Genomic DNA, 20,625 nt, shown 5'->3' on the forward strand with positions numbered 1-20,625 from the left:
GTCTACCCGCGGGGTGTGACAACGAAGCGGGCCATGCCCTCCGCAGACGGCAAGGCACGGGTTATCCCCACTATCCACAGGTTTTCCACAGCGGGCGGTTTCTTCCGGATCCGGCGATTCCGCAGGCTGCTGTTGGAACCGGCGGGACCCTGAAGAACAGGTACCCCGCTACGCTAGCCCCCTCCGCTCCTGCTGCAAAGCCAACGGCGCGCGGGCCCTGTGGACAACCTGTGCACTAAGGGGCATAGCTTGTGCACAGCCTGTGGGAAAGGTTGTGGACAGCAAAAAACTTTGCCGTTCAATCGGGCCCTGACCTGCGGAAACGTTAGCATCGGCATGTGGAGTAAATATTTCTTTCCGGGAATTTCATCCACAGCCCGTCTCACCGCCGGGGCACAGTTTGTCTCCGGGCACCGGGCGGTGACCCAGTTCGTTCACGGGCCGTGTCGTTCGTCATATGCCCGTGCGGACGTCTGGTCTTCGGCAGGCCAACACATATGCACAACAGTGAATATTGCTGTGGATAAACAGGAACTGGCATAAGCTCTATATATGGGCGAACTACTGCTGGTTCTGCTGCCGGCGATCGTCTTGGCGGCGCTTATTTGGGGGCTTGCCACGGCCCTTAGCCCACGCGATTCGGGCGTTTCGGACGCCGAGAAGTACCAGCGTGACCTCGCCGAACGCTCAGCCCGGCACTATGCGGCGCAGGTCCAGGCGGCCACCGCTGCGCGGGCCCGCCTTGAGGCCATTACGCGGCCAAGCCAGAACGCCCAGGCGATGCACTCAGATCTGGCTGCCACCAGGAAGTACACAGAACGGCTATGAAAATGGAATCGCTCGTGATCCCTGTCCTTATCCTCCTGGCCGTGGCTGCCGGAGTCTCCCTGGCTGCACGCGCCATCAGCAGGCGAAGGGCTTCCGCCGGCGCGGCATCCGGGGCGCCGGCCGTCAGTTCCGCCGACCTCGCCCGCCAGGCGGCCGCAAAACTTTCCGAGGACGAACACCGGCGGCTATACGCCCTTATTGCCCAGGGCCAGGCCATGGCAGCCATCAAGCTCTACTACGAGGTCACGGGCGACGGGCTGCGCGCGTCACGCGATGCCGTCGGTGCGCTGGCCGCCCACCCCCAGCCCTACCGGGGCCCCGAAGCAGTGCCGCAGTCCACTGAGGACGACGAGGACGACGAGCCGCAGCGGTTCCCCTATCGCTACCGGGCCATCGCGAGCAAAGGCGACGTAACCCGCGAGGTCAGCAGCAATATGCTCAACGACGAGATCTACGGCAGGATCCGCACCCTGGCCCGCAACGGGGATACGGAGGCGGCTGCCACGGCCCTGACGCGGCACTCCGATATTTCCATGAAGCAGGCCCGGGAGTTCATCGAACTGCTGGACGACTAAGCCCGGCTGCACCCATGGAGGGGCCCACTGGAAGTTGGCTTCGCTCGCGGCGAGGAACTTCAGGCGTTCCCGGAGATGCCCGCCAGCAGCTGCTCGAATGGCAATGACTCCATGGCAGCATGCTTCCGGCCCGGCTGCCGCCCCTCAAGCAGGCGGGTGAACTCCCCGGCGGCGCGGTCGATGCGGGCGGCAAGGGATGACCCGTCGTCGTCCGCGGTGCCCCAGTCCAGAGGGCCGGCAAAGACACCTGTGGCCGCGATCCTGGTGCGCAGGTAGCTGAAGAGCGGGCGGAGCGCGTAGTCCAGGACCATCTGGTGGCGGTCGGTGCCGCCGGTGGCGCCGAGCAGGACGGCCTTGCCGTCCAAGGACTTGGGGTCGAGGACGTCGATGAAGGATTTGAACAGGCCGCTGTAGGACGCGCTGAACACAGGCGTCACGGCGATGATCCCGTCGGCGGCTTCCACCCCTGCGATTACCTCTGCGAGGCGCGGAGGAGCGTAGCCGGTGACGAAGTTGTTGGCGATGTCCACCGCGAGATCGCGGAGTTCGACGACGTCAACGGCCGCGTTGTAGCCGGCCGCACCCAACTGCCGCTCGGCCGAGGCGGCGAGCTGATCGGCAAGCAGACGGCTCGACGACGGCACGCCCAAGCCGGCGGAAAGGACAGTAATACGGCGGGTTTCCATGGCGGTCTCCTGTTGCTCGGCAGCTCGTGTACAAGTTACATGCATTTGCATGTTTGCATCCAAAAGGGAAAACCGGGGAACGTGCCAGGTTATTCCCTTGTCCCGCCAGCCTCGAGCACAATGCCAGGGGTCGGCGGGGGTGCATTCAAGGCCTCGCGGGTCCGTATCGCGACGCGGGACCGGGGCGTAGAATCACGGCAGGCTGGGTCGTCGTCGCAGCCGGCGCCTGGCGGTCCGCCAAGCATCCCGATGCGACACCTTCCGTATGTTTGCGCAGGGTCTGCCCGATCGAAAGTCACCACCATGCTCAGTAAACTCAGCCCATTCGTCACCGCGCTCCTCCTCGGCGGCCTCGCCGTCACCGGAGCTGCCCCCGCCAACGCGGAGGTCGTGGAACGCTACAGCCTCGATTTTTCGAGCAGCGGAGTAAACGGCGACTTCTGCGGTTCGGGGCTGCAGGTCGCATTCACCTATGACCGGACCGGTTCGGGCTCAACCATGACCCGCGGCGGGGATAGCCTGCTGTGGGTTCACGAGAAGCTCAGGATCGTCCAGACATTCACGTACAACGGGATGACCGTGACCGACATCCAGCCGAACACGCTCGCCAAAGACCTCAAGATTGTCGACAACGGGGACGGGACGCTCAGCATCACCGTGCTGCTGACCGGAGAGAATCGGCTGATTGGAAGTGACGGCAAGATCCTCGCCAAGGGCGACGGCCAGGTCCGCAGGCTCCTCACCATCGACCAGGCGTCGGGCAACGTGATCAGCGACGAGCTGATCTTCGGTTCTACGGGTACGAACGACGACTTCTGCGAAGCAATCCTGGCTCACTGGGGCGTCTGACCCGGCTGGCCCGTCCACGGTCCAAAGCAAAAGACCCCCGCTGCCGGGATCCGGCGACGGGGGTCTCTGTACAGTCGGAACTGTTGAGCCGTAAAGGCTACTTGCCTGCCACTACATCGAGTTCGATGACAGCGGCAACGTCCTCGTGCAGACGGACGTTGGCCTGGTACGAACCAACCGACTTGATGTGGACCGGCAGTTCAACCTTGCGCTTGTCGATGCGGCCAAGGCCAGCGGCCTCAACAGCGTCAGCGACGTCGCCCTGCTTGACGGTGCCGAACAGGCGTCCGGTTTCGCCGGCCTTGACGACGAGCTTGACCGGCTTGGACTGCAGTGCAGCAGCCTGCTTCTGAGCGTCTTCCAGGGAAGCGTGCTCGCGGGCAGCGCGGGCAGCCTTGATGGACTCAACCTGCTTTTCGCCGCCCTTCGACCAGGTCAGGGCGAAGTTGCGGGGCAGCAGGTAGTTACGGGCGTAACCGTCCTTGACCTCGACAACGTCGCCAGCAGCACCGAGACCGGTTACTTCGTGGGTCAGAATGAGCTTTGCCATGTTAGTTAATCCCTTCCTTAGCCGCGGCCAGCGCCGGAGTAAGGCAGCAGAGCAACTTCGCGGGCGTTCTTGATTGCCTGGGCGATCTTGCGCTGTTCCTGCACCGTAACGCCAGTGACGCGACGGGCGCGGATCTTTCCGCGGTCGGAGATGAACTTGCGCAGCAATGCTACGTCCTTGTAGTCGATGACAGTGATGTCAGCGGCCTTCAAGGGGTTGGACTTTGGTTTGGGCTTACGGAGTTCAGCCTTAGCCATCGTGGAGCTCCTATTCTAGGGAGCCCGTGGATGTTGATCCACGGGATGGTGGTGGTCCGACGGCGGCAGGCGCCCTGGTGCTCGTTGGCACTGTGGCGGTCCCGGCGTCGGGCCTTAATGGGGTTGTTTAGAAGGGAGGTTCGGAATCGGGGCCGTTGCCCCAGCCACCTGCACTGGACACGCCGGGCGTGGCCCAGGGATCGTCCTGCGCAGCCTGCTGGTTGCCGCCGCCCCAGCTTCCACCGGAGTTGCCGCCCTGGTTTCCGCCAGAGTTGCCGCCTCCGAAGCCGCCGCCGCTGTTGCCGCCCCCGAAGCCGCCCTGGCCACCCGCGCCGGAGCGCTGGGTGCGGTTGACCTTGGCGTTGGCATAGCGCAGGCTGGGGCCGATTTCATCGACCTCAAGCTCGATAACGGTGCGCTTTTCGCCTTCTTTGGTTTCGTAGGAACGGCTCTTCAGGCGGCCGGTAACAATCACGCGCATGCCCTTGGTGAGGGACTCCGCGACGTTCTCGGCTGCTTCACGCCAGACAGCGGCGCGGAGGAACAGGGTTTCCCCGTCCTTCCACTCGTTGGACTGGCGATCAAAGGTACGCGGGGTGGAAGCGATGGTGAAGTTCGCTACTGCCGAACCGGACGGTGTGAACCGCAATTCCGGGTCATTGGTGAGATTACCGATGACCGTAATGGTAGTTTCGCCTGCCATCTACTGCCTCCTTGTTCGATCCTGGGTGAAGAGTGCGTTCCTGCGGGTGAAGAATGAAGATCAGTGCTGAAAATTACTCAGCAACAACCTTCTGCTCTTCGGGGCGGGTGATCTTGGTGCGCATGATGGTCTCGTTAAGAGACAGCTGGCGGTCAAGTTCCTTCGCGGTTTCCGGCTTGGCGGTGAAGTTCACCACGGCGTAGATACCTTCAGACTTCTTCTTGATTTCGTAAGCCAGGCGGCGACGGCCCCAAATGTCAACCTTCTCGATGGTTCCACCATCGTTGGTGATGACGTTCAGGAACTTCTGAAGCGACGGCTCAACGGTACGCTCTTCGACCTCGGGGTCGATGATTACCATCAATTCGTAAGGACGCATATGTGAACCCACCTCCTTTGGGCTAAGCGGTTACGGCATTTCCGTAACAGGAGGTTCATTTGCGATTCCATGCGATGCCCCGCCGCCGGAAGGGAGGCAGGGCGCAGCACAGACTTCACTATCCTAGTGCATCTGGGCCGGATAGGCGATTTATCCTTGCCTCAAGGCTAGGCGGCTGGCAACGGCCTGGAAAGCGCTGGTACGACGATGTGGAAAACCCTGCCACCCGCAGGCTTGGCTGGTCGGCGGAATCCTGGTCACGCGTGACTTCCGGCCCGTTTTGGCCAATGACAATGGGTCGGAACCACTGGAGGCGCCCACGCCGGGGAAGCCCTTATCATCTGACGTATGGGTAAACATTTGGTCGCCCTTGGGGTGGCGGCAATCTTCCTGGGCGGCTGCTCGGCCCCTTCACCACCACAGCCAGCAACGGCGACCGCGACGGCGACGGCGGACCAAGCAGGAACCACCCCAGCCACAACCGACGGCGGAGGGACCACCCAGCAAGCGTCCACCGACTCTTTCGAGTTCGCCGCAGCCGGGGACATGAACCCGGACAGGAACACGTCCACGGCATCGCCCAGTGGCAAGAATGCCGCGTCCATCATAGCCAGTCTGAACGACGGCAGCCTGGACAACTTCATCGCCACGGGTGACTTCCAGTACGACAAGTCGGTGTGCTCCGCGCTCGGATCCTATGACCAGCTGTGGGGACCGGCCAAGTCCAAAACGTACTGGACGGCAGGACCGAACCACGACGTTCAGCCCGGCAGGAACGATGAGCTGGACAAATATATGAACGGTGAGTGCGTTTCCACCACGAAAAGCGCAACCAACACCCACCTTGGCCGGTTCGTGGACGCCCTCGAATGGTACTCATTCGATAAGGGCAACTGGCACTTCCTTGTAGCCCCTACGGCCACCTGGCGGTACGACGCTGCGCGTGCGCGGGCGATGACGTCGGAAATGGATGCTGATCTAAAGGCAGCTAAAGCGGCCGGCAGGCATCTGGCCGTCGTTTACCATGACCCATACTTCACCTCTGACACGTCCAGCCACTCCCGCTTCACTGAGGCCAAGCCGTGGATTGATGTGTTCTGGGCGAACCGTGTCCGGATACTGCTTTCAGGCAGCCAGCACAATTATGAGCGGACCTGCCCAGTGAACAACGTGGACCAATGCGTTGCGGACGGGATGCAACAATTCCAGGTGTCCACGGGTGGAATCGGCCTCCGGCGGTTTAACAGCAACCCCTCTTATGTGCAGCAGAAGTTTAGCGACACCTGGGGTCACCTAAGGATGAGCCTCAAGGCTGACGGCTCTTATACGTGGGAATTCCGTGCTGTTGCCGGCGGAATGCAGACTGACAGCGGGTCACGAAGCAAGGGCTGAGTCAACGCCAGGGTAAGTGAGCCGGGACCTCGCCACGTGGGGCGTGAACCCCGCCCCGTCACTACTCTGGCACCGGTACGGCTGAGCCGCCGTCCGGACGCCAGTACCGCAAGCCGCCGCTCGTGGCGCCGTCGCGGGCGACGTCTATCACGGCGTAGGGGAACGCCCGGCGATCCAGCCGGTCAGGTCCGCGACCGCGGACGTCCGAACACCACGTGCCGGTGTTGAGGTACCGCGTTGGGCACGCCTCCAGCTCCGATTCGAGGGCGCGGTGCGTGTGGCCTGATACGTACCAGGACACCCCGGAACCATACTCTTCGAGGGTGCGTGCGAACCGACCCGCTGCTGCGGGAGGCTCCTCGCCCGCGGTCCTGCGCCCGGCTGCCGCGAGCACCATGCGAGTGGCGGCGCGGGGGAGCGCCGACACCGTCCGGAACCGGGACAGGCGTGCCAGGTCCCGAACGGCCGCCTCGTCCAGCGCAAGGCGAAATGACTCGGACTGCAACATCTCGTCGTACGCGGGCTCCCGGATGCGACGTTCCGCCAGCTCGGACGCCAGGCAGGACCGGGCAACGGCCCCGGCCCGGCTCAGGCGCGAGTTCGACGGGTGGGCGTTCCAGGCGGCGAGCGGTGGCAGGTTCAACTCGTCGGTCCCGTTGACCGCCGACCGGAGCACCTCAGGAATCCGGTGCAGCGCGTGGTGCTGGTGTCCATGCTCGGCCACGAGCACGCGGGGCACGTGCAAGAACCACGGGTGCACCCGCACCCGTGAGGGCTCACCGGGTGACAGCAGCGCTGACAGGCGGGCGGCGACCGACGGCCGGGCCAGCTCGACGTCGTGGTTGCCGCATACGAAGTGCAGCTGCACGCCGCGGGCCGCACACGCTTCCAGCGCCCGGAACGTGTCAACGTGCCGGGCGAGGATTGACTCCAGCCGGGCAAGGCTCTCGTCTTCGGCTAAGCCGACCAGCTCGAACGTGTCACCCACGAAGGCGACGTGCCGCTGCGTACCGGTTACCGCAAGGACCTCGCGGCGCAGGAATCCGGGCAGCACTGCGCTTGGGCGGCGGGGGTCGTCGTCCGATAAGCCCAGGTGGAGGTCGCTGAGGAGCCACCACCGCGATGCGGAGTTCACGTGAGCAGTCCCACCACGCGTGGAAGGAAAAGGACGAGGTACATCGCCCACATGACACCGACCACCTTACGACTCATGGTCAGGCCGAGGAGCCTCGTGGGCCGTTCGGCGTCTGGTCCCGCACGTCGGATCTCGAGCGCGACAAGGGTAACGAGCAGGGCAATGGTGATGAGTAGGGCGGCAATCGCGAGCAGTCCCCCCAGATCGATCATGACACGACCTCCTGACGTGCGCGTGCCATGCACGCGCCAATGGTGATGACGCCCATCGAGACGACACACGCCTGCCACGACCACACAGCGAGGTAGAACATCGCGGTGGACACCGCCGTTAGCGTGGCGAGGCCGAGAGCCAGAACGAGCAGCCCGCGGAGGGCAAGGTCGGTAACCGACGTGAGTCGGACCAGTGCCTGCCCTGGTAGCAGGATGAGGACGGCTATCGCAGCAACCACCTGCAGCGGTGTCGGCAGCCCGACGAGCGCAACCAGTGACAAGGCGACGGCCGAGAGAGCGAGGACCAAGGTTGGCCGGCTGATGGGGCGGTTCATGGCGTCACCCGGTAGGCGCGTGCATCGACATTGCTGAACACGAGCTCCACGCCGGCCTGCTCGCGCAGCCACCCCTCCAGCTCGGCGAAGCCGCTGGCGCTGGTGGCGCCCCGGAGCACAAGACTCGCTTCCGACGAGCGGGTGAACAGCGCGACGGCACCGGCAGGGTTCTGCCGGGCATGCTCGTAAACGACTGGGCCGCAGGCCGCCGTAGACAAGTCGGACCGGCACATGTAGTCGATGGTCCGATACGGGTGATCAAGGTAGGCCTCGCTGCGCCACGGCGTCGGGGGGGCTGCCGAGATGATCGTCGAGCCAGGCGGCGCGAGACGCTGTACGGCGGCGACGGCAGCGATCTCGCTGTCGGTGAAGACGTCAAACTGGGCGTTCCCGAACCGGCCTGTCACCGTCAGCAGGCCCAACAAGCAAAACGTCAGCGCGAGGCCCCCCGCGGCACGGAGGGAGGGCTGTGTGCCGCCTTCTGTGGGAAGCAGGATCGAGCATGCCTGCAAAGCGATGAAGGGCAGAGCGAAAAGCGAGACCCGGATGAGCATTTCCCCGCCGTACAACTGCACGGGGAAGAGCAGCAGGGGGGTGACGGCAAGGAGGACCACCCGGATATCGAGCCGTCCCCGGCGCCGGTCGCGCACCGCGCCCGCCACCGCGAGACCCCACAGCAGGAGGGTGAGAACCACCCGGGCCTGCACCACGAGCACGTGCCCGGGGGTCCCGCTCACGCGGTCGACGACGTTGGCATTGATCGCGGCCAGCACGCCTCCTTCCGCCAGGGGTGGGTTTCCGGAGAGGTATGTACTGGCGGGATATGCGAGCCAGAGTGCCAGCACGACCGCGGTGATCAGGGGCAGCCGGCCGGGCCAGACATGCCCGCTCAAGGTGAGGGCGGTGAGGGCGATCAGCAACAGGAAGGGCGTCAGCTGATGGCTCGCACAAATGACCGCGACGAGCACGAGAGTCACCGCGAGGGCGCTCACCCGGTACCCTGGCCGGGGCTCAGCCGGGGACCTCCCTTGCCACCAGGTGGCCAGGTCGGTATCTCGGAAGCCGCGGAACTTGGGGGGCCGCGCGGCCAGCGGGCCGACGACAAGTGCGATCACGACGAGGTACAGGAAGAAGCCGAAGGCTTGGGGAGACAAGTAGTCCTGGTCCTGCCAGTTGCCGAAGCAGAAGAGCCAGAGCACGAGCCAGCGCCGTCGCGGATCCTGCGTAAGGTACCGCATCAGCACGCCCAGGGCAGCGAGCCACAGGCCCACGTTAAGCACCGGCGCCCACAGGGCAAGGGCTACCGGGTCGAGGCCGGTTGCCTTTAGTACTGTCGCCAGAAGGGCGAAGAAACCCGGCCAGTTAAAGTAAGCGTCAATGTCCGGGTCGATCCCCTGGCTGCGCGAGAGGGCGTCGGCAATGCCGAGATGACGGAACGCGACCTCACCACGTGGTACGTCGGTGACGAAGGCTGCCGTCCCGAAGAGCACGAGCACCAACACCAGCAGCAGCCACATCATGACCGCCCGGCCCGCCGGACCTGAGACATCCCCTCGTAGCGCCACAACGAAGGCGACGTTCAGAATCAGAACCCCCGCCCAGAACGGGTAGGGGAGCACGGCAACGAGCCCCAAGTCGCTGTTCACGGGAACGGCGACCATGGAAGCGGCCCATATGGCTAGCGCCAGCGCCACCGCCCCCGCCAGTGCGCACCACGCGTCACGGGCCTTCCAGCGTCCTTGGATGCGGCTGGGCGCATCAATCGCGGTGGTCATCGTGACTCCTTCGTGACGCGCCGGAGAACGGCGATTAACCGGAGGCCGGCAGCGACAGCCCCAATGGAGAGCACCACCAGCCACGCAAGGGCCATGGCGCCGGGGCCCGCTTCGGCGACCAACAGCGCTGACGCGCAGAGGGCAACCCCGAGCGTCACGCCGACCACGATCGGCTCTGTATACCGGCCGAGAGCCCGGCACACGGCGTTGTAGGCCTGCAGCACCGCGTACGGGACCAGTCCGGCCGCCAACCACCGCAGAGCGTCAGCGGATGCGTCGGCGTATCGCTCCCCCAGCAGACTAAGCAGCGGGTGAGCGAGGAGGACGAGGACGACTGCCGCCAGACCTCCTACGGCGAGCGACCAACGGAGACTCGCCCAGGTTGTAGACGCCAGGCGGTGAGGGTCGCGGACACCTTCGGAAAACTGGACGATGCCCATCAGCATCGGAGCGGAGTAGGCGGCCCAGGCCATCATCCATGCGGGATACCAGTAGGCAGCGATCTCCGGCGCCACCGTGTGGGCGAGCAGGAGAGGCAGCACCAGCCCGGGGGCGCGCTCGGTGAGGGTGAGGAGCTGGTACGGAATACCCACCGCCAGCAGTGGACGGCCGCGCGTCGAACGCAAGGATGGTCGCGGCCGATAGCCAATCAGTTTTCGCAGCTGGATCACACCGACGACGCACGCCACTGTATTCCCGAGGGTCCAGCAGGCCATTACCACGTCGGCGGAGGCGCCATGCGCCTGCCAGGAAACGAGCGCTGCAGCGCCGAGGGAAACTCCGCCGCCCAACGCATACCTCAAGGTCGCGCTGGCCCCGCGTCCCAACGCCACCAGCGCCTGGTCCAGCACGATCACCAGGGTGCCGGTGACGGCAGCCGCAAGGAACGTAAACCAGAAGAGAACCGACGCCGACGCCGTCTCCGGCGCCGCAGCCGCCTGCAGCACGAGGTAGCCGAGGGCGAGCACGGTACCGGCTACCCCCACTATGGCGAACGCCGCATCCAGCACCCGCGCAGGCGGCTCTCCCCGTCCCACCGCAACGATTACGGCGGACCCGGCACCCAGAACCGCGAGCTGCGTGCAGATCATCACTGCCGCGACAGCGGCCATGGTGAGCCCGACCTCGCGGTCTGACGTCGCGCGCGCGGCCACGACCCAGAAGGCAAAACCCCAGCCAATCTGGGCGGCCTTGCCCACAATGAGGCCGAGCGAACTGCGCAGGGCGGAGTGCCGGACAGCTGAGGGGTCCGTGACCGCGGTCCCTAGCTCAGCGGTCATGACGCCAGACCTTTCGCCAGGCCCGCATAGTTGTACCAGCAGAAGGCGAGGTAGTAGCGCAGCCACCGGGGCTGGCCCGAGGCGAGGCTCAAGGCGCTGCCCCGGACGGCCGCGGCGGCGGGCAACAGCGCCAATCTCGCACCCCGCCAGCCGTGTTTGCGGATCATCCGTCCCAGTCCCGTTCCGTCCATCAGGAACTGGTCGAGCGCGAAGTTGAAGTCGTCTGCGGCGAAACGATGTTCGACGACTACCCGCTGTGACACCGCCGTCCGCAGCCCTGACTCCCGCATCCGCCAACGCAGCTCGATGTCCTCGCCGGACTTGAACGAGTCGTCGAAACCCACACCCAGCATCAGGTCTCGGTCGACCATCGTCGCGACGAGCCCGAACCAGTTGCGGCTGCGGCCGGTGCGATGGTGATGTGCCAGCGCCTGCCCCCAGTAGCCCGGTCCAGCGACACTTTCCAAACCGGCTTGGAGGGCGTCGTAATCGCCCTCGACCAGCTCAATGAGCAGGTCGGCGACTCCGTGTGGCCCGAACACGACGTCAGAGTCGACGAGCAGGACCCAAGGGGTCCTGCTGCTCTGCACACCGAGCGTTCGCGCCCATGGCAAGCCGCGGCCTTCATCACTCAGGACCCTGGCACCTGCCGCGAGAGCGAGGTCGACCGTACGGTCGGTGGAGCATCCGTCCACCACAATGATCTCCGCTACACCGGACTGACGCAGGGCCTCCAGGCAGCGTGGGAGCATGTGCTCCGCGTTGCGGGCCGGAACGACCGCGGTGACCTCTGAAGGGCTAGGACCCACTGTGCCCACCCCCTCAGATCTGCTCGTCCAGGACCGACGGCAGCAGCTCTTCGAGATACCGGACGATGTCGTCAGACGCCTCGTCCGCCGTGTACGCGGAGGGCACCTGCAGCAGGTGGCAGGGCCGTCCGTCGAGCGCCTTGTTCAGGACTAGGCCTTTTGCCGCGAAGTGCTCGCGCCAGGGGACGACGGATGTAGCGGCCAGGCCTGTCACGACATGCTGCGAGAAGCTTGCCATCTCGATGTGGAAGTTGCCGAGCATGCGGTCGACCATCCACTCGGTTGTCCGCTCGATAATCCGGGATCGGGAGCCCTCATAGCGCTCGATGTAGATGGCCGCCGCAAGCGGAGCCGTTGTCGTCACTTCCCGGCCGGGAAACGCGGTCCCGGCATCAACCATGCGGTGCTCCGGCGACCAACGCCGGGAGAAGTCCGCGAGGCGCGGGTAACGGATGACGTACGGATGCACCACCGTGGTGAGGCGGCCGACACTCTTCGAGAGCTGAGGCGGGACGAGGGGCTTCCGGACCCCTTCAAACAGGTGCGGGTAGATGTTCCGGTGGTGCGGCTTAATGAACATCGGCTTCGCGTAGCCGAGCAGCGTGGCGTCCTCGGCGAGGAAAGCCCAGTCATCGCCCATGAACGACCAACCCTCGCGCCTCATCAACTTGGCGGCGGTGCTCGTCTTACCGGTCCCTCCGGCGGCCGGAAGCGCGATCGCGTGCCCCCGGTACGCCATCGTTGCCGCGTGGATCATGCCCGCACCTCGAGCCACCATGGCGGCATCCAGAACAGGGACCACGGAGGTCAACAGCTCGCCCGGCCCGTGGATGCGCCACTGGTCTCCGTCCCGCACTACCTGGAGCCGCTCGGCTTGGAAGCGGACGCTGTTTTCCGTGTACGCGAGCTCGTGCTCGAGCAGGCCCGCATCCGTCATCGGCTCCAGTTTGTTGTCCACAGTGATGTCGGCCGGCCGTTCGGTTTCGGTTGCGAAACACGCCAACATGCTCCTGAGCTGCGGCGCTGCCGGCGCCTCTGCATCGACGCGGAGCGTGACGCGGCCATGGATGTCGAACTGCAGAGCCTTGGTGTTGGTCTTGGTCTGCTTGTACATGGTGTCCCCTGTCTAGTGGTGTCGATCGGTGATATTGCTGATGTGGACGGCGCCGGCCGTGTCGGCCGGCGCCCGCCTACTTCGTCAGCGTGAGGATGAGCTTGGGTGCGTTCGTGCTGCCGGCCTCCTTGGAGTTCAGGTCCAGTCCGTCGCTGCTGTTGGCGTCCATGCCAAGTGAGAGCAGTTGGCCAAGCTCACCGGCCAGGGCGGCGCGGTCCAACAGAACGGTGTAGTTGGTGTTGGTCGTTGTCGGGCCGAGCGTGCCGATGCGGGTACCGAGGGCCGGACGGAGGGGGGTTCCGCTGTACGTGATCCCGGCCTCGGTCCAGCTGTCATCAGCGACCAGCTTGACGTTCTGCGTACCCGTTGACCCGCTCCCGGCGCTCCGCAGCTGCAACGTCGCACTCTCCAGGGTCCTGCCCGCATAGGCTGACAGGTCGAACTTCAAGTACGTGACCTCCACCGGGCTGTTGTCCACACCCAGGATTGTGCTCGTGCCATAGTTCGTCCCGGGCGCCCCGCTCGAGACAAAGCTGTCAGCGATGGCCGTGAGCGTGACCGTTTCCGACGTACCGCCACCGGAGGTGACGCTCCAGGTCCGCGTCGCTGGTGTGGCATCGGTGTTGCCGGCTGCGTCGGTGGCCCGGACGCTGAAGGTGTGGGATCCGACCGACAGCCCGGTGTAATTCCGGGGCGAGGTGCACGCAACGTGCGCTGCACCATCCAGGCTGCACTGGAACGTCGAACCAGCTTCAGTCGAGGTGAATTCGAAGGTGGCGCTGGTCGACGTCGACGTCGATGCCTCAAGTGGTCCCGACGTGATCGTCGTATCCGGAGGCGTCGTATCACCACCACCGCCGCCACCACTCATGGTGAGCAGCAGCTTGGGTGCGTTCGTGCTGCCGGCCTCCTTGGAGTTCAGGTCCAGTCCGTCGCTGCTGTTGGCGTCGATACCAAGTGAGAGCAGTTGGCCAAGCTCACCGGCCAGGGCGGCGCGGTCCAACAGAACGGTGTAGTTGGTGTTGGTCGTTGTCGGGCCGAGCGTGCCGATGCGGGTACCGAGGGCCGGACGGAGGGGGGTTCCGCTGTACGTGATCCCGGCCTCGGTCCAGCTGTCATCAGCGACCAGCTTGACGTTCTGCGTACCCGTTGACCCGCTCCCGGCGCTCCGCAGCTGCAACGTCGCACTCTCCAGGGTCCTGCCCGCATAGGCTGACAGGTCGAACTTCAAGTACGTGACCTCCACCGGGCTGTTGTCCACACCCAGGATTGTGCTCGTGCCATAGTTCGTCCCGGGCGCCCCGCTCGAGACAAAGCTGTCAGCGATGGCCGTGAGCGTGACCGTTTCCGACGTACCGCCACCGGAGGTGACGCTCCAGGTCCGCGTCGCTGGTGTGGCATCGGTGTTGCCGGCTGCGTCGGTGGCCCGGACGCTGAAGGTGTGGGATCCGACCGACAGCCCGGTGTAATTCCGGGGCGAGGTGCACGCAACGTGCGCTGCACCATCCAGGCTGCACTGGAACGTCGAACCAGCTTCAGTCGAGGTGAATTCGAAGGTGGCGCTGGTCGACGTCGACGTCGATGCCTCAAGTGGTCCCGACGTGATCGTCGTATCCGGAGGCGTCGTATCACCACCACCGCCGCCACCACTCATGGTGAGCAGCAGCTTGGGTGCGTTCGTGCTGCCGGCCTCCTTGGAGTTCAGGTCCAGTCCGTCGCTGCTGTTGGCGTCGATACCAAGTGAGAGCAGTTGGCCAAGCTCACCGGCCAGGGCGGCGCGGTCCAACAGAACGGTGTAGTTGGTGTTGGTCGTTGTCGGGCCGAGCGTGCCGATGCGGGTACCGAGGGCCGGACGGAGGGGGGTTCCGCTGTACGTGATCCCGGCCTCGGTCCAGCTGTCATCAGCGACCAGCTTGACGTTCTGCGTACCCGTTGACCCGCTCCCGGCGCTCCGCAGCTGCAACGTCGCACTCTCCAGGGTCCTGCCCGCATAGGCTGACAGGTCGAACTTCAAGTACGTGACCTCCACCGGGCTGTTGTCCACACCCAGGATTGTGCTCGTGCCATAGTTCGTCCCGGGCGCCCCGCTCGAGACAAAGCTGTCAGCGATAGCCGTGAGCGTGACCGTTTCCGACGTCCCGCCACCCGCGGCCGCGGCCGTAGTGAAGGACCAGGTCTTGTCCTGCGCCAACGCGTTACCGGCAGCATCCTCCACCCCACCGGTGCCGCCCCTGACGATCGCCGTGTACGTCGTACCCGCCGTACCCGCCTTCAGCGCCTCATTCGGGTTCAACGTCGCAACGTTGCCCGCATACGACACAACCGCGGACACAGGCGTCGCATTTGGCGGCACCGGCGCCGTCCCCTCGTACAGCTCGAACGCACTCGACGTGACCGTCGCGGCATCCATCGGCTCCGAGAACGTCGCCGTCACATCCGCCGACACCGCCACACCAGTGGCACCAGCAGCCGGCGACGTACCCGTCACCGTCGGAGCAGTCGTATCACCACCACCCGCGGCAGCCGTAGTGAAGGACCAGGTCTTGTCCTGAGCCAGCGCGTTACCGGCAGCATCCTCCACCCCACCGGCACCGCCCTTGATGATCGCCGTGTATGGCGTATCCGCCTTCAGCGCCTCATTCGGGTTCAACGTCGCAACGTTGCCCGCATACGACACGACCGCGGACACAGGCGTCGCATTTGGCGGCACCGGCGCCGTTCCCTCGTACAGCTCGAACGCGCTCGACGTGACCGTCGCGGCATCCATCGGCTCCGAGAACGTCGCCGTCACATCCGCCGACACCGCCACACCACTGGCACCAGCAGCCGGCGACGTACCCGTCACCGTCGGAGCAGTCGTATCACCAGCACTGCTGGGATCGTAATAGTGCCAGTACCGGCTTGTGGCGTTCACATCTGCGAGCACCAGGAGACCGCTTTTCGCCGTGCCCCGCGCCGCGCTGTTGAGGTTCTGTTTCGTTGACGTCACGTTGTGGACGTACTGGTCGGCGTCGACAATACGATCCGTCTTCGAGGTCGTAAAGCGGATGTCGTCCAGTGGTGTGGACTTTTCGTAGATCGCTCCTCCCGAACTGGTGCAGACGCCGGCGTTCGTTGTGCCGCTGGGCTTCGGATAGGTAGCGAAGGTACGCAGCCTCTGGGAGCTCTCGTCAATCAGGACGATCACCCGGTTCGGGCACTCCGCCACCGTCGCGATCGTGTGCTCCGACCAGGCCGACGTCGTTTTATTCATTGCCAGGAGCTGGATCAGCGGCTGGGACGCGGATGTGAACGATGTCTTGATAGCGGCGAAAACCTGGCCATCCGTGGAGTCCAGCCACTTCAAGTTCATGTGGTCATCACCGCTGCGCTGCCCAGACACCGCCGCCACGGCAGGGGTCCAGTTGGTGTTGGATGCTCCATCGACGTGATGGCTCCAGTACATGCCGTCGGAGGCATCACCTACCTGCCGACTCCACATCAAACCCATCTTCCCGTCGAACGCGATCAGGGCCGAGGTGTCATCTACGGAGACGTTGCTCAACGACGCGGGATGCTGGAACGGTGTCCCCCAGGTCTTGCCATCCGTGCCAGTGACGTTCAGGTAGATCCGGTTCCCCTGCTGCCACGTTGCCCACACACGACCTGTCGAGTCCTTGTCGATGGTCAGGGTCTCAACGCGGTAGTTGTTGATCTGTGAAGAAGAACCTGTCGCCGAGTACTTCTTTGTACCCGAGTCGTAGGTGTAGCGCCGCATCGTTGTGGGGGACCCCGCTACAGCCTGCGAACCGTCGTTGACGAACCTATAGCTCGCCACATGCAACGTCGTTCCGTCCCACAACACGTCGTGATGAGTGTCGGCCCGTGTGTCCGTCGCCACACCCGTATCGACCCAGGAACGCGTCGAGGCATTGAACCGGAAGATATGGAAATCCGAGCTGGCAGTATCCCACAGGTTGCCCCACCAGGACCCGTCGTTGAACCACAACGCACTCGTAGCCCGCTTCGTACCCGTCGGCGTCCCCGTCCCCGAATGCGACGGTCCCTCATCCCCGACATCACCCGCAGCAGCCGACGCCGCGACCGGGGACACCAGAGCACCCACCACAACCAGCAGAGCTGTCAGCAGTGCATAGAGCCGCAGATTCCGCGACGCTGGTAGACCGAAGCCAGCCACATCGAGGGAATCGTGCACAGCCGCGCCTCCGCGCGCAAAATAGTTGTTCATTTTTTCATCCCTCCGACACATTCGCGCTGTGAAATTCTGACGGTTCCGCTTTCACGCTTTCACTCACTGGACGTCCCTCCAGGCAGCATCCATGCCAACCGCGCTTCCCAGGTGCGGCGAGACGTGGGCCAGGCGCCGGCCGCGCAGATAACCGGCAGCTGTGAAGGCAAGAACTGAAACCACGGCGCCGGCCCGTCCGAGCCCTCCCGGGTTTCCGTTTCTGCCCCAGTCATAAAGTCCGGCTACAACCGCGCGCGGCAGGACCCTGCGCACATACCGCCTTTCGGGTCCGAGCGCCCTTTTGTGGCCGACCACCTGGCTCACCTGGGCCTTCGACAGGCCTTCGGACCACGACCGGGACAGCATGTAACGGAACGTGCCCCTGCTGGCGGGGACGTGATGGCGCACCACTGCTGCCGGTTCATACACAATTCGGGAACCAGGCGAGCCCATCTTTGAGCGAATGCAGATCTCGGTCTCTTCGCACCCCAGGGGTACGGCACCCTGGCGTCCTAAAGCATGGTTGAATCCCCCTACCTGGCGGAGCACGTCAAGCCGGAAAGACATGTTTGCGCCGATGACGTTCCTGACCTCGCAAGCCACCCGTGGCATCCCCAGGTGGCTGCATCCAACGATCCAGTCCAGCTCCTCGCCGAAATAACCGGGGCGGCCGGTTTCCCAAATGGGCTCCACCCGGCCCCCGACGGCAAGGACGTCGGGATCGTCGTACAAGGCCAGCAAAAGCTCAAGCCAGTCCGGTGCCGCTTCGGCATCATCATCCAGGAAGGCGACAATATCCGTATCAGCCAGGCCGACGCCCGTGTTGCGGGCCCCGGAAAGACCCTGCGGCCCCGTGTTCTGGACGACCGTGACGTCATCAACCACCACAAGAAGCCGTTCATAAAGATCAACGTTGTGGTCAATTACCAGGAGAATCTCCTGCGGACTGACGGTCTGTGCCCTGACTGATTCGATGACATCAAGCAGGTTCGCCCAGCGGTCCTCGGTATAAGTGCAGATGACGACAGTAACGGTGGGCCTGGGAAAAGTCGTCATCTCAGGCTGCTTCCCGCAAGGAAAGGAGGCTCTGGGGGTCGGTGGGGGTCCGGGGGAAACTAACGTTTGCGTATGCATATTTGACGCGTCGCAGAGCCTCAGGACGGGCGCCGGCAGTGGGTGCCTCCCACAAGACGCACTCGCGGGCCATTGTCCCCAACACGCGCCAGCCGTCCCGGAACGTCTGCAGGTTCGAAGCCCCCGAGATGCGCTCCAGTTCGATACTCGGCACCTCTGCGATCCGAAGGCCCGCCTTGGCCGCCCTGACGATCAGCTCCGTCTCGATCTCAAACCCGTCGGATTCGAGCTGAAGGACTTCCAGGCATTCACGCCTGAAGGCAATGTAGCCGTAGCAGAGATCCGAATAGTTGCTGTGCAGCACCGCATTCGCCAAGGCCGTCAGTGCCCGGTTGCCCGTGCGCCGCAGCCACGTGAGGTCCTCGGACCCGCCGCCGGTTACGTGCCGGGAACCTTTGACAAAGTCGTAGTCGTGCTGGAGGGGGGAAACAAACCAGCCGATTTCCTGAGGGTCCATGCTGCCGTCGGCATCGAGCATGACGATGATGTCGCCGGAGGCTGCAGCGAAACCAGACCGGAGGGCTACACCCTTTCCCTTGCGTTTTTCCTCCACGATCACCACATCCTTGCGGAGGGCCCGCGCAACTCCCACTGTGTTGTCCTGGGAGCGGCCATCTACGATCACTACCTCATCCACGTATGAGGGCATTCGGCGAAGCACCCAAGGCAGGTTCTTCGCCTCATTCAGTGTCGGGATTACTACGCTTACTGACGCTCTCACTATCGACAACGTTGGCTCGGAGAACGTATTCGGAAGCTGGGTGGAAATGGACAAATGCCTCACCACTTCATGACATCGACGGAAACTGGACAATGCCGCACTCAGCTTGAAGCAGGTGCGTCACTAGCGCTCTATCCGGTCAAGGTCCTGTCTCTGGCCCCAGCAACTCATCAGCCAACGACTCTGCCCGTGACGAAGAGCCTACTTTTGGTCCACCCGGGTATCACCAGTAGTGAGTACTCGCTTTTGTTTAGCCATCTTTCGGCCTGTCAGTAAGTAACGGGGTTACCGAATGGTGAATTCGTTAGGTATAGGGGTTGTCCATCCCGTGAATTTCAATAGGTAGGGGGTTGTTTAAAGAGCCGTCCTGAAAAATACTTCCGTCACCGCGGCCAGCCGCCAGGGGTCTTCCACGCCGCACATCTCGCGCGCGGAGTGCATGGAAAGCAGCGGCACGCCCACGTCGACGGTCCGGATGCCCAGCCGTGTAGCCGTCAGCGGCCCGATCGTGGAGCCGCAGGGGATCGCGTTGTTGGACACGAATTCCTGGTACTGCACCCCGGACTCCGCACAGAGCCGGGCCCAAAAGGCCGCGCCGGGCGCATCCGTGGCGTAGCGCTGGTTGGCATTGATCTTCAGCAGCGGACCGCCGTTGAGCACCGGGTGGTTGACGGGGTCATGCCGCTCCGCGTAGTTGGGGTGCACGGCGTGGCCGGCATCGGCAGACATGCAGAACGACGACGCCAGCGCCTGCCGCCGCTGGCTCACCGTGGCGCCGAGGCCGTCGGAGATCCGCACCAGGACATCTTCGAGGATGGGTCCGCAGGCACCCGAGCGGGAGTTGGAGCCGATCTCCTCGTGGTCGAACGCGGCCAGGACAGCGATCGGCGCGCCGGCGCCGCCAGCAGCAGGCGCGGCGGCATGCGCGATCAGCGCCGCAAGCCCCGCGTGCGTCGAGGAAAGGTTGTCGAGCCGCCCGGAGGCGAAGAACTCACTGTTGCCCCCGAAAACCGAAGGTGCCTGCGTGTCCGCAATCACGACGTCGTACCCGCCAATCCCGGCGGGATCCACGGAGGCGCCTGAAACGTGGGCGGCCAGCACCGCCAACAGGTCAAAGTCGGAAGCATTCCCCAGGCCCCACACGGGATTCATATGGCGCTGCTTGTCCAAAGTGAGCCCGTCGTTCACGGCCCGGTCCAGGTGGATGGCCAGCTGCGGGAACCGGAGCATGGGCCCGGTGGCCGCCAAATGCTCGGTCCCGTCCAGCATCACCAGGCGGCCGGCCAGCTGCAGCTCACGGTCAAGCCACGAATTCAGCAGCGGCCCGCCGTACACCTCAACGCCCGCCTGGAGCCAACCGTGGGCGCCGGTGGTGGCCTTGGGCTTGAGCTTGAAGGTGGGCGAATCGGTGTGTGCTCCCAGGATATTGAACCCGGTGGCCGGACCTGCGCCCTCCGGCAGGACCCAGGCGATCAGCGCACCGTCCCGGATGATGAAGAACCGTCCGGGGCCACCCTCCCAGGGCTGCAGCTCGTCCAGGCGCAGGAAGCCGGCCTCCTCCAGCCGCCGGCCTGCCTCTTGCACGGCGTGAAAGCTCGACGGCGACGCGCTGACAAAGGCGCCAAGGTCCTGGATGTGGTCTGCGGCGGAGGAAGAAGGCATG

Annotated in this window: 20 protein-coding genes; 4 read left to right on the top strand and 16 right to left on the bottom strand. The window is 64.5% G+C overall.

Features of this window, described 5'->3' with window-relative positions; all coding sequences use genetic code 11:
* The first annotated feature begins 552 nt into the window (after positions 1-552).
* Together C3B78_RS19325 and C3B78_RS19330 are read left to right on the top strand one after the other, a co-directional pair.
* On the top strand, positions 553-828 hold the full coding sequence (locus tag C3B78_RS19325) for a hypothetical protein (RefSeq protein ID WP_104999503.1): 276 nt from the start codon (positions 553-555) through the stop codon (positions 826-828).
* Between the two features lie 2 nt (positions 829-830).
* The gene (locus C3B78_RS19330; RefSeq protein WP_104999504.1) at positions 831-1,403 is read left to right on the top strand and encodes a hypothetical protein; all 573 of its coding nucleotides are present in this window, start codon (positions 831-833) and stop codon (positions 1,401-1,403) included.
* Positions 1,404-1,462: 59 nt separating this feature from the next.
* Here C3B78_RS19330 and C3B78_RS19335 read toward each other — a convergent pair whose 3' ends face one another.
* Positions 1,463-2,089 carry an FMN reductase gene (locus C3B78_RS19335; RefSeq protein WP_104999505.1) on the bottom strand — a complete coding sequence of 209 codons (627 nt, stop codon included), beginning with the start codon at positions 2,087-2,089 and terminating at the stop codon, positions 1,463-1,465.
* Between the two features lie 303 nt (positions 2,090-2,392).
* Here C3B78_RS19335 and C3B78_RS19340 point away from each other — a divergent pair, with 303 nt between their 5' ends.
* A complete protein-coding gene (locus C3B78_RS19340) occupies positions 2,393-2,938 on the top strand; it encodes a hypothetical protein (RefSeq protein ID WP_104999506.1) in 546 nt (181 codons plus the stop codon).
* A gap of 97 nt (positions 2,939-3,035) precedes the next feature.
* On the opposite strand, the gene rplI is transcribed toward C3B78_RS19340, so the two are convergent.
* The 4 genes from rplI to rpsF all read right to left on the bottom strand — a co-directional run bounded on the left by rplI (position 3,036) and on the right by rpsF (position 4,827).
* The gene (gene rplI / locus C3B78_RS19345; RefSeq protein WP_013602898.1) at positions 3,036-3,488 is read right to left on the bottom strand and encodes a 50S ribosomal protein L9; all 453 of its coding nucleotides are present in this window, start codon (positions 3,486-3,488) and stop codon (positions 3,036-3,038) included.
* 17 nt (positions 3,489-3,505) lie between these two features.
* Positions 3,506-3,745 carry a 30S ribosomal protein S18 gene (gene rpsR, locus C3B78_RS19350; protein WP_003800144.1) on the bottom strand — a complete coding sequence of 80 codons (240 nt, stop codon included), beginning with the start codon at positions 3,743-3,745 and terminating at the stop codon, positions 3,506-3,508.
* Between the two features lie 127 nt (positions 3,746-3,872).
* Positions 3,873-4,448, bottom strand: a complete 576-nt coding sequence (locus C3B78_RS19355) for a single-stranded DNA-binding protein (protein WP_104999507.1) — start codon at positions 4,446-4,448, stop codon at positions 3,873-3,875.
* Between the two features lie 73 nt (positions 4,449-4,521).
* Entirely contained in the window at positions 4,522-4,827 is a 306-nt protein-coding gene (rpsF, locus tag C3B78_RS19360) for a 30S ribosomal protein S6 (RefSeq protein WP_013602900.1), read from the bottom strand.
* Positions 4,828-5,175: 348 nt separating this feature from the next.
* On the opposite strand from rpsF, the gene C3B78_RS19365 reads away from it, so the two are divergent.
* On the top strand, positions 5,176-6,219 hold the full coding sequence (locus C3B78_RS19365) for a metallophosphoesterase family protein (protein ID WP_234005466.1): 1,044 nt from the start codon (positions 5,176-5,178) through the stop codon (positions 6,217-6,219).
* A gap of 61 nt (positions 6,220-6,280) precedes the next feature.
* Here C3B78_RS19365 and C3B78_RS19370 read toward each other — a convergent pair whose 3' ends face one another.
* From C3B78_RS19370 to C3B78_RS19430, 11 genes are all read right to left on the bottom strand, one after another.
* Positions 6,281-7,354: a hypothetical protein gene (locus C3B78_RS19370; protein ID WP_104999508.1), complete on the bottom strand. Its 1,074-nt coding sequence runs from the start codon at positions 7,352-7,354 to the stop codon at positions 6,281-6,283.
* The gene (locus C3B78_RS19375) at positions 7,351-7,566 is read right to left on the bottom strand and encodes a hypothetical protein (RefSeq protein ID WP_104999509.1); all 216 of its coding nucleotides are present in this window, start codon (positions 7,564-7,566) and stop codon (positions 7,351-7,353) included. Before C3B78_RS19375 ends, C3B78_RS19370 begins: the two co-directional genes overlap by 4 nt.
* Complete coding sequence (locus C3B78_RS19380; RefSeq protein ID WP_104999510.1) at positions 7,563-7,901, bottom strand: hypothetical protein; 339 nt, start codon at positions 7,899-7,901, stop codon at positions 7,563-7,565. The genes C3B78_RS19375 and C3B78_RS19380 overlap by 4 nt, the downstream gene beginning before the upstream one ends.
* Positions 7,898-9,676, bottom strand: coding sequence for a glycosyltransferase (locus C3B78_RS19385; RefSeq protein WP_104999511.1), 1,779 nt, complete (start codon positions 9,674-9,676; stop codon positions 7,898-7,900). The genes C3B78_RS19380 and C3B78_RS19385 overlap by 4 nt, the downstream gene beginning before the upstream one ends.
* Positions 9,673-10,956, bottom strand: coding sequence for an MATE family efflux transporter (locus C3B78_RS19390; RefSeq protein ID WP_104999512.1), 1,284 nt, complete (start codon positions 10,954-10,956; stop codon positions 9,673-9,675). The genes C3B78_RS19385 and C3B78_RS19390 overlap by 4 nt, the downstream gene beginning before the upstream one ends.
* A complete protein-coding gene (locus tag C3B78_RS19395) occupies positions 10,953-11,708 on the bottom strand; it encodes a glycosyltransferase family 2 protein (protein ID WP_234005467.1) in 756 nt (251 codons plus the stop codon). The genes C3B78_RS19390 and C3B78_RS19395 overlap by 4 nt, the downstream gene beginning before the upstream one ends.
* Positions 11,709-11,778: 70 nt before the next feature.
* Complete coding sequence (locus C3B78_RS19400; protein ID WP_104999514.1) at positions 11,779-12,879, bottom strand: hypothetical protein; 1,101 nt, start codon at positions 12,877-12,879, stop codon at positions 11,779-11,781.
* 76 nt (positions 12,880-12,955) lie between these two features.
* Positions 12,956-17,128 (bottom strand): CBM96 family carbohydrate-binding protein, encoded by a 4,173-nt coding sequence (locus tag C3B78_RS20190; protein WP_234005468.1) that lies wholly within the window; start codon positions 17,126-17,128, stop codon positions 12,956-12,958.
* A 42-nt stretch (positions 17,129-17,170) separates the two neighbouring features.
* Positions 17,171-18,163 (bottom strand): glycosyltransferase, encoded by a 993-nt coding sequence (locus tag C3B78_RS19420; RefSeq protein ID WP_104999515.1) that lies wholly within the window; start codon positions 18,161-18,163, stop codon positions 17,171-17,173.
* Between the two features lies 1 nt (position 18,164).
* Complete coding sequence (locus C3B78_RS19425) at positions 18,165-19,028, bottom strand: glycosyltransferase family 2 protein (RefSeq protein ID WP_324778285.1); 864 nt, start codon at positions 19,026-19,028, stop codon at positions 18,165-18,167.
* Positions 19,029-19,316: 288 nt separating this feature from the next.
* Positions 19,317-20,624: a M18 family aminopeptidase gene (locus C3B78_RS19430; RefSeq protein ID WP_104999516.1), complete on the bottom strand. Its 1,308-nt coding sequence runs from the start codon at positions 20,622-20,624 to the stop codon at positions 19,317-19,319.
* Position 20,625 lies beyond the last annotated feature (1 nt).

Source organism: Arthrobacter sp. PGP41 (genome assembly GCF_002953935.1).
Taxonomy (GTDB): domain Bacteria; phylum Actinomycetota; class Actinomycetes; order Actinomycetales; family Micrococcaceae; genus Arthrobacter.